At 34.1% G+C, this 9,661-nt stretch carries 9 protein-coding genes; 6 read left to right on the top strand and 3 right to left on the bottom strand.

All coding sequences use genetic code 11. The features are described 5' to 3' along the window. The 6 genes from BBH99_RS04480 to BBH99_RS04455 all read left to right on the top strand — a co-directional run. A partial coding sequence (locus tag BBH99_RS04480; protein WP_123873004.1) for a T9SS type A sorting domain-containing protein occupies positions 1–1,135 on the top strand: 1,135 nt, incomplete at its 5' end. Positions 1,136–1,528: 393 nt separating this feature from the next. Beyond that, on the top strand, positions 1,529–2,134 hold the full coding sequence (locus tag BBH99_RS04475) for a SatD family protein (RefSeq protein WP_066692550.1): 606 nt from the start codon (positions 1,529–1,531) through the stop codon (positions 2,132–2,134). A 2-nt stretch (positions 2,135–2,136) separates the two neighbouring features. Next, positions 2,137–2,832, top strand: coding sequence for a DUF3307 domain-containing protein (locus tag BBH99_RS04470; protein ID WP_066692547.1), 696 nt, complete (start codon positions 2,137–2,139; stop codon positions 2,830–2,832). Between the two features lie 36 nt (positions 2,833–2,868). Continuing rightward, positions 2,869–3,591, top strand: coding sequence for a phosphoribosylaminoimidazolesuccinocarboxamide synthase (gene purC / locus BBH99_RS04465; protein ID WP_045496615.1), 723 nt, complete (start codon positions 2,869–2,871; stop codon positions 3,589–3,591). Positions 3,592–3,731: 140 nt separating this feature from the next. Next, the gene (gene purF, locus BBH99_RS04460; RefSeq protein WP_066692544.1) at positions 3,732–5,231 is read left to right on the top strand and encodes an amidophosphoribosyltransferase; all 1,500 of its coding nucleotides are present in this window, start codon (positions 3,732–3,734) and stop codon (positions 5,229–5,231) included. Between the two features lie 222 nt (positions 5,232–5,453). Beyond that, the gene (locus BBH99_RS04455; protein WP_066692539.1) at positions 5,454–6,401 is read left to right on the top strand and encodes a glycerophosphodiester phosphodiesterase family protein; all 948 of its coding nucleotides are present in this window, start codon (positions 5,454–5,456) and stop codon (positions 6,399–6,401) included. Between the two features lie 102 nt (positions 6,402–6,503). On the opposite strand, the gene BBH99_RS04450 is transcribed toward BBH99_RS04455, so the two are convergent. The 3 genes from BBH99_RS04450 to BBH99_RS04440 form a co-directional block, all read right to left on the bottom strand. Then, positions 6,504–7,205, bottom strand: a complete 702-nt coding sequence (locus BBH99_RS04450; protein WP_066692536.1) for a porin family protein — start codon at positions 7,203–7,205, stop codon at positions 6,504–6,506. Between the two features lie 775 nt (positions 7,206–7,980). Then, a complete protein-coding gene (locus tag BBH99_RS04445) occupies positions 7,981–8,568 on the bottom strand; it encodes a porin family protein (RefSeq protein ID WP_066692534.1) in 588 nt (195 codons plus the stop codon). 256 nt (positions 8,569–8,824) lie between these two features. Beyond that, a complete protein-coding gene (locus tag BBH99_RS04440; protein ID WP_066692531.1) occupies positions 8,825–9,454 on the bottom strand; it encodes a porin family protein in 630 nt (209 codons plus the stop codon). Positions 9,455–9,661: the final 207 nt, after the last annotated feature.

Here is a 9,661-nt window from a genome sequence, read left to right as displayed (position 1 = left end):
TTCACAAAGGGAAATTGATAGGAATAATGCTATATATTCGATACAGAATAACAGAAACCCATTTATAGATCATCCTGAATGGGTGAATATGATCTGGTCAGAAACCCCTGACAATATACCACCTACTGCCCCAGGAGCACTCACATCAACTCAACAGAGTGCTTATTTCATTAATCTTAACTGGACCGCCTCGCCGGAAACAGATGTTTTGGGATACAGAATTTACATGAATGGTGCGACTACTCCTGTTGCAACAACCAAAAATACCTCTATAAGTATAGATCACCTGGATCCTTCTACTACATATACCTTTACAGTAAAAGCATATGATAAAGGTTATCTTGAGTCTCCTGTCAGCAATACAGTTACTGCTTCTACTATTGCATCAGATGCTTATGCTAAAGATCTGATCATTACAAAGTATATTTCAGGAACCAACAATACGACAGTAAGCAATAATGCTCTCGAAATTACCAATAAAACAGGCCATGAAGTAAATCTGAATAATTACAGAATCAATATTCTTCTTAAAAATACTCAAGGTAATTACTATCGTGCTGATACATATGAACTGGAAGGCAAAGTAGGGAATAATGAAACATTTGTTATTTTGAATCCTAAAGCTACGTTATCATGCTATACCAATACTCAGGCAAAGTTTGTAACTTCTTCGGACCCTATGACCTTCAGGGGAGACAATTATGTAGAGCTTGCTTATAATAAATTTGTTACCGTAGATGCCATCGGAACCAAATACGTAGCCAATACAAATGGGAACGTTTCTTTATACAGAAAGAGCACAATCAACCAACCTAATAGTACATTTACTATCGGAGAGTGGGATTCTTATCCGTCTAATTACTGTCAGAACCTTGGAACATTGTCAACTTCAGAACTTATCACTTCTACAGATAAATCATTGAAAATATATCCAAATCCTGTGTATGACAATATTTTTATAAGTGGAGAAACTGAAAAAATTCAAACAGCTCAGATTATTGATCTTTCTGGAAAAGTAATTTATACAGAGAAAGAGCCTTTCAGAAATAAGAAAAATATTTCTGTACAGGGAATTCCTACAGGAACCTATCTTCTGAGACTTGATGATAGAGTAGAACAGTTTATAAAAAAATAGTACAAGAGTAACTAATATTTTAACGACATTCAACCTAACAGATTTTTGAAACCTGTTAGGTTTTATTTTTTATAGATAATAGTCTTATTAGCCCTGATAGGAGCGGTTACCCCACAGCATGTGGCTGGAAAAGAGAGGAGCGAGGAGTATGAGCGGATAGCAGGAAACAGCTCCTTAAACAAAAAATCATTAAAAAAGTTGAGTTAATACCCAGCTCATCATGAAATTTTTTCATTCTATTTTACTTTTCCATAATTTTCATATGTAACATAACCTCCTTAAAACCTTATGGTTACTACATAATCGATATAAGCAGATTCGCTAATAATCAATATCTATAAGTGTTTGTGCTTATATTTTTTATTTATAAGTAATTATGCTTATATTTGCAGTATGATAGCGGTCATTACCGGTGATATTATAAATTCACAGCATGCAGACACTGAAGTTTGGATTACCAAGCTTAAAAATCTTCTCGAAACCTGGGGAAGCGCTCCCGGCACATGGGAAATCTACAGGGGAGATGAGTTTCAGTTCAAATGTAGTATTGACTCTGTTTTCTGGCATTTTCTAGCCATAAAATCCCTTATTAAAAGTCAGGAAAACCTGGATGTAAGAATGGCCATAGGCATTGGTGAAGAAAGCTTTTCTTCTGAAAAGATCACCGAATCTAACGGTACTGCTTATGTAAATTCCGGGCGCCTTCTGAATGACCTGAAGAATGACGGGCACACGGTTGCCATTAAAACGTCAAACGATTCCGTAGACAGGGATCTCAATATTTTATTAAAATGGTCATCCAAGGATTTTGATAACTGGACTATGGCTACCTCAGAAATCATTCATGAAATGATTATGAATCAGGATATTACCCAGGAAGATCTTGCCAAAAGATTTGCTATTTCACAGTCTTCTATCAGCCAGAGACTGAAACGAGCCAACTATGAGCTCATCGTGGAAACCAACCAGTATTTCAGAAAGAAAATATCCGAACTATAAACATGATCTTTATCAAACTCATATTGGCACATCTACTCGGAGATTTTATACTTCAGCCAAATTCATGGGTTGCTGATAAGGAAAACTATAAACTGAAAAGTAAGTTTTTATACTTCCATATTCTGATTCATACTGTTTTAAGTCTGATTTTGCTTTGGGATCTGCAGCTTTGGTGGGTTGCTGTTTTAGTGGGGGTTACTCATTTTATTATTGATGCCGCTAAACTTAGTTTCCAGACTATTAAAACAAAGAAAAGATGGTTTTTCATTGATCAACTTTTGCATGTACTGGTAATTGCAGGAGTGTCTTTTTACTTCGGGGAATTTAATTTCAGCTTTTTACAAAATCAGGAATTTTTGAAGATACTTATGGCAGCTTTGTTTCTAACAACGCCAGCCTCTATTTTTATCAAAATTCTTTTATCATCCTGGACACCTGCTCCGGATGGCCCCAACACGATTCAAACCGAATCTTTATCAAGTGCCGGAAAATATATCGGAATTTTAGAACGTCTGCTGGTATTTACCTTTATTATGGTGAATCACTGGGAAGGCGTCGGTTTCATGGTAGCTGCCAAATCTGTTTTCAGGTTCAGCGACCTTGCACAGGCAAAACAGAGAAAGCTTACGGAATATGTATTAATTGGTACATTGTTAAGTTTTGGGCTGGCTGTCTTAACAGGAATAATAATTAAATAAATCAATAAATCTAACTACAATTTAGAAAGTAAAATTATGAGTCAAAAGAAAGAAATGTTGTACGAGGGGAAAGCGAAACAAGTATTTGCTACCGATAATCCTGATGAAGTAGTAGTACGTTTCAAAGACGATGCTACAGCATTTAACGCTCAAAAGAAAGGCCAGGTTGACCTTAAAGGGGAAATGAACAATGCGATCACAACCCTTATTTTTGAATATTTAAATGAAAAAGGGATCAAAACTCATTTCATCAAAAAATTAGACGAAAGAGAGCAGTTGGTAAAAAAAGTTTCTATCATTCCTTTGGAAATGGTGGTAAGAAACTACTCTGCAGGAAGTATGGCACAAAGATTAGGAGTGGAGGAAGGAATTAAATCTCCGGTAACCATCTTCGATATCTGCTATAAGAAAGATGAATTAGGAGACCCGCTTATCAACGATCACCACGCTGTTTTCTTAGGTGCTGCTACTTACGAAGAGCTTGATGAAATGTATGAATTATCTTCAGACATCAACGATATCCTTATTGAATTGTTTGACAAGATCAACATCATCCTTGTAGACTTCAAAATCGAATTAGGAAAAACATCTACAGGTGAGATTATCCTTGCAGACGAAATTTCTCCGGATACTTGCAGACTTTGGGATAAAGATACTATGAAGAAGCTTGACAAAGACAGATTCAGAAGAGATTTAGGAGAAGTAACTGAGGCGTATGTTGAAATCTACAACCGTCTTAAAAATCTTTTAGAGAAATAAGATTTCAGATACTAGATTTCAGGTATCAGATGTTGGTACTGAAAATACTTTGTTAGATAAAACAAAATTAAAATTTGAAGTTAGCTTTTGATCTGAGATCTGAAATCTGACTTCTAAGATCTACAATTAGAAAAATAGAAATGAAAAGTTTAGACATTCATAAAAGTGAATATTTAAAACAGTTTGAAAACCAGGTTTACGGAAGAAACCTTTTCAGAACTCAGGAGGAGGAAAGATTAGATGCTCCTAATGAGGAATGCGGAATCTTCGGACTGTATTCAGATAATGATCTGGATACGTTTTCCCTTTCACAATTCGGGCTTTTTGCACTACAGCACAGAGGCCAGGAAGCTTGTGGTATTTCCGTTTTAAAAGACGGGAAAATTACCAATATGAAAGATGAGGGACTGGTTTTAGATGTTTATAAAGAAATTCAGGAACCTGAAACTTTTATGGGAAATTCTGCAATTGGTCATACCCGATATACCACTGCAGGAGATAAAAAGAAATATAATTTCCAGCCATTTTTCGCAAAAAACGAATATGACCAGATTATACTTTCTATAGCACACAATGGTAACCTTACCAATGCAAAAGAATTAAAAGCGGAATTGGAAGCTGAAGGTGTAGTCTTCAGAGCTACTTCCGACTCTGAGGTGATCCTGAGATTAATCCAGAAAAACCTTGACCTTGGACTTCGTGGAGCTATTAAAGCCACTATGGAGAAAATTGAAGGGGCTTATTCAGTAGTGGGAATGACCAGAAACAAGTTCTTTGCTTTCAGGGATTTTAATGGAATCCGTCCATTGGTTTTAGGTGCCATTAATGAAAACTCTTATGTTGTAGCGTCTGAATCTGTAGCACTGGATGCTGTAGGAGCTCAGTATGTACGTGATATTCTTCCTGGAGAAATCATTTACACCAACGAAAATGAGCCTGGAAAACTTCATTCTTATATGATGGATGAATCTAAAGGAAAACAGAGAATCTGTTCTTTTGAATACATCTATTTCGCACGCCCTGATTCTACCCTCGAAAACATCAATGTGTATGAGATCAGAGAAAAGTCAGGAGAAAAGATCTGGGAGCAGGCACCGGTAGAAGCAGATGTGGTAATCGGAGTTCCGGATTCAGGAGTTCCTGCTGCCATTGGTTTCTCAAAAGCTTCAGGAATCCCTTTCCGTCCTGTTTTGATTAAAAACAGATACATCGGAAGAAGTTTCATCGTTCCTACCCAGGAAATGAGAGAAAGAGTAGTAAACCTTAAGCTGAACCCGATTATTTCAGAAATGAAAGATAAAAGGGTAGTGATCATTGATGACTCTATCGTTCGTGGAACAACATCTAAAAGACTGGTTAAAATTTTGAAAGATGCAGGAGTAAAAGAAATCCACTTCAGAAGTGTTTCTCCGCCAATTATTGCACCTTGTTATCTGGGAATTGATACTCCGTCAAAAGATGATCTGATCTCTGCAAACATGACTACAGAAGAACTTAAAAATTACTTAGGAGTAGATTCATTAGAATTTTTAAGCATAGATAACCTGAAAGAAATTTTAGGATCTTCCAATCACTGCTTCGGATGTTTCACGGAAGAATATCCGGTAGGAAAAGGAGAAGAGATAGAACTATTTAATTAATATTTCTTACATAAAACAGAGAGCCAGGCAGTAAATGTCTGGCCCTTTTTGTATTCTATCATTCCGAATCTTCATTCTATTTGCAAACTATAGTTGGTCACGTACACTTCAAAATTGTGTTCTTTCACGTTAAAGCATGAAGAAATGTAGCACAACCTTAATATTCTCGTATAATACAGTACACAGGTAATTTTTAATTTTATAAGATTAAAATTAAAGGATATGAAGAATGTATTTTTATCAGGCCTGTTTCTTATTGCCACTCAATTATATTCAGCACAAACTTTCGATAATCAGGTCCATCGTGGCGGAAAATCCCTATATCCGGAGAACACAATTCCGGCCATGAAAAATGCCTTAAAAATGAATGTAACCACTTTGGAAATGGATCTGGCCATCACAAAAGATAAAAAAGTAATTCTTTCTCATGATGCTTTTCTTTCTCCTGAATTGGTTACTAAGCCAGATGGAACTTACATTCCGAGAGATTCCGGTTTTTATTACAAAATTTACGATATGCCTTATTCAAAAATCCAAACATTTGATGTAGGACTGAAGAAACTTGATAATTATCCGGATCAAAAGAAAATGAAGGTACAGAAGCCTCTGTTTTCAGATATCATAGATGCCTGTGAAGCTTATTCACGCGAGCTGAAAAGACCTTTACCATATTATAATATAGAAACCAAAACACGTCCCTTCTCTGACAATATCTTTCACCCTGAGCCAAAAGAATTTGTAAACCTGATGATGAAGATCATTATAGAAAAAGGAATTCAGGATAGGGTTATTATTCAGTCTTTCGATCCCAGAACACTCGAAATTATCCATAAAGAATATCCAAAGATAATGACCGCTTTACTTGTAGAGAAAGTGGATGATAAAAAATTAGAACAGCAACGGAGCCATTTTAAAAATATTCCGGCGGAAAAATTTAAATTATATCCAAATCATCTGAATGGAGTAGCAGGTGATATCAAATTTTTAAGTTTCACTCCAACCATTTACAGCCCGGACCACAGGCTTGTTACTCCTTCACTTGTTCAGGAATGTCATGCATTAGGAATGAAAGTAATCCCATGGACAGTGAATACCAAAGAAAGATTACAGGAGTTAAAAAATATAGGAATAGACGGTGTAATCAGCGATGATCCCAGAATTTTTGAATAATTGTTTCAAAGCTTGAATATAAATAGCCGGAAGAAATTCTTCCGGCTATTTTATGTGATGCAAAATCTGCATCTAAAGTTAAAAAATTGGTTTAATTTTTTATTAGAACTTATAGTTCAGACCTAATTGGAAAACTCTGTTGTTGTTTTCAGCAGCAGGTCTGCTTTTTTCGATCTTTGTTAAGCTGTTGGTATATCTGGCACTGATTCCGATATTTTTGGTAATATCATACCCTAAACCAAGACCAAGGCCAAAGTTGAATCTATTGATATTATCCTTATTAATATCATCAGACTGAGATTGAGTTGTTGTTGTAGTTACACCTCCGGTAGTAGATGCGATAGTAGCTTCCCCTTTAGTTTTTCCGTTGATAAAATAACTGAACTCAGGACCTGCCTCAATATAGAACTTGTCAATAGGTCTCATTTGCACCATTAAAGGAACTGAAATATAATTCATTGTTACTTTACTTTCACCTTTAGTTTTTACAGTAGTTGCTCCTGTAGTAGTTTCTGTTGAATAAGCTACATCTTTTGCTCCCATTTGGTTGTATAATACCTCCGGTTGAAAGCTGAATTGTTTAGAGATAGGAATGTTTACAAAAGCTCCGGCGTGGAAACCTAATTTTTGGCTGTTCATTCCAAATGACTGCTCACTGAAATATGCTGAGTTTCCTCCGGCTTTAATACCAAATCTTACAGGTTGAACGTCTTTTTTAAGAGGTGATGTATTTACAGTTGTTGATTCCTGAGCAAAGGCTAATGTACCAGCAGTTAATGCCAGTCCTAAAAATAACTTCTTCATAATTTTTATTTTTTAATTTTTACTACTTGATGGTCTTTCAACCATTCGCGGTTTATTTTGCAAAATGCTTGCCAAACTCAAAAAACCCAGACACACAGCCATTTTCAACCGTTTTTTTAAATTAAAAAAAAGAAATATTATCCTTTGTTTCATGTAAAATAATTCAATACATATGGAATATTTATGATAAATTTTATGTTAATTTCATTCCATATAAAATATATCTTAATTGGTAAATAAATATATTTTCCACTTCAGAAATTTAATCTACTTGACAATAAAAAAACCAGACATATAAAACGTCTGGCCTACATCGAAAAATAATAAATATCTACTTGAATTTATATGCTATATCAAGCTCAAAAACATTGTTCCTTATTTTGTAACCAGCATACTATTTATGATTCTGTCACTAGTTCAATGTTTTGAGTATAGTAACCACATTGCAGCAAAATTCCCGCCAAAGAGATAAAATTGATAAAAATCATATAAAAGCGAAAAAGTCAGATTTAACAAGTAAACCTGACTTTTTCTATTGAAATCAAAATGTATTCTATTTAAAACGGAAATACAAATTTATATTTCCATCATCTGTTTTTATATGAACTTTAAATTAGTTTAAAATCATAAAATAAATGTAACTTAAAGATCATTTTAAAACAAATATAATTAATACTCTATACGCAAATTCCTTGCCAAAAAAATAAATTAGAGATTTAAATATAAAAAACCGGATTAAATACATAATCCGGTTAATTTTTTATTAAAGCTAAGCTTAGAATTTATAAGCTAAACCAACCTGAAACACTCCGTTCTTGTTAGAATCTGAATTGCTAGGTCTGTCTTTAGCGATATCAGTTAAACCAGCTACATATCTTACGTTAACACCAATGTTCTGAGTGAAGTAGTAACCAGCTCCAAGACCTAAACCAAAATCAAAACCTTTAGTTGAGTCTTTAATATCTACAGAATTAGAATTATACTTTACTTTTGCACCTACTAAGAAACCGAATTGAGGTCCTGCTTCTAAATATAAGTTAGGAAGTGCATTATACTGGAACATTACCGGTACAGCAATATAATCTAAATTAGCTTTTACATCACTGTTAGATTTAGCTTTTGCTCCCATTCCGCTGTATAAAACTTCCGGTTGTACAGAGAAATCCTGTGCTACTGGGATATTAGCGAATGCACCTGCATAGAATCCTGCTTTTGAGTTCCATCCGCTTTCAGTAAAGCTAGAAACGTTAAGACCTGCTTTTAATCCAAATCTAACTGGAGATGAAGCTGTATTATTAGAAGTTTTTTGTGCGAAAGAGAAAGTACCTGCTACTAATGCTAGGCCAAAAAGAATCTTTTTCATAAGTTTTTATTTAATAGTTTTTAAGTTTTGTTTAACATTTTCTTTACAATCAAATTGCGTGCCAAAAAAGATAAAGCAATTCCATTTCTCTTTATAATAGAGAATTAGTCATTTTATTTGATCGTCACATACAGAAAAAACAACTGTAGTTTATTAACATAATTTAAGATTTACAATACAAATAAAAAAGACCAGATTAAAAATTTAACCTGATCTTTTATTGAATATAAAATTTGTTGCTGAATGTTTAAGAAGCTTATTTGAATTTATAAGCTAATCCTACCTGGAATACATTATTTTTTACAGCATCAGATCCACTAGGTCTGTCTTTAGCAATATCTGTTAGACCTGCTACATATCTTGCCGTAATTCCTAAATTAGGGGTGAAATAGTATCCTGCTCCTAAACCGATACCAAAGTTGAATGTATTTAAATTATCTTTGAAGTTATCTGTTGTAGAAGATTGTCCTGAAGATTCATTTTTGTATTTATTCTTAGCACTTACCATGAAACCAAATTCTGGTCCAGCTTCTAAATAAAGGTTAGGAAGGGCATTATACTGGAACATTACCGGTACTGTAATATAATCTAATTTAGTAGAAGCAGAATATTTAGTTCCTGCTAAAGTATAATCAGATTTATTACCATATTGTGAATATAATACCTCTGGTTGAATGCTGAATGAAGTTGCCACAGGAATATTAGCAAATACACCGGCATTAAATCCTATTTTAGATTTTTGATCATCCAGACCATTATCTTTTGAAAGTGAAGAAACGTTCATTCCTCCTTTTACCCCAAACGCTACAGGGCTAGAAGAATTTGTCTGTTGCGCGAACGCTAATGTTCCTGCAGTTACTGCTAATCCTAAAATTAACTTTTTCATAACTTTAATTTTTTAATTTTTACTCTTTCTTAATTTTAAATTTTACTACTTGTTCACATTTCTGTTGAACGCTGGAGATCTTTCAAATTGCTTGCCAAAAAATATTTTCCTGGATAAAATCAATAAAAAAGCTACTTGAAAGACAAGTAGCTAAAATTATATTTATTTGATTTCCAGTTATTTAAAAAACTAATTAAACATTTGTTT

Source organism: Chryseobacterium contaminans (assembly GCF_001684955.1).
GTDB lineage: Bacteria > Bacteroidota > Bacteroidia > Flavobacteriales > Weeksellaceae > Chryseobacterium > Chryseobacterium contaminans.
This window is presented reverse-complemented; position numbering and strand designations above follow the sequence as displayed.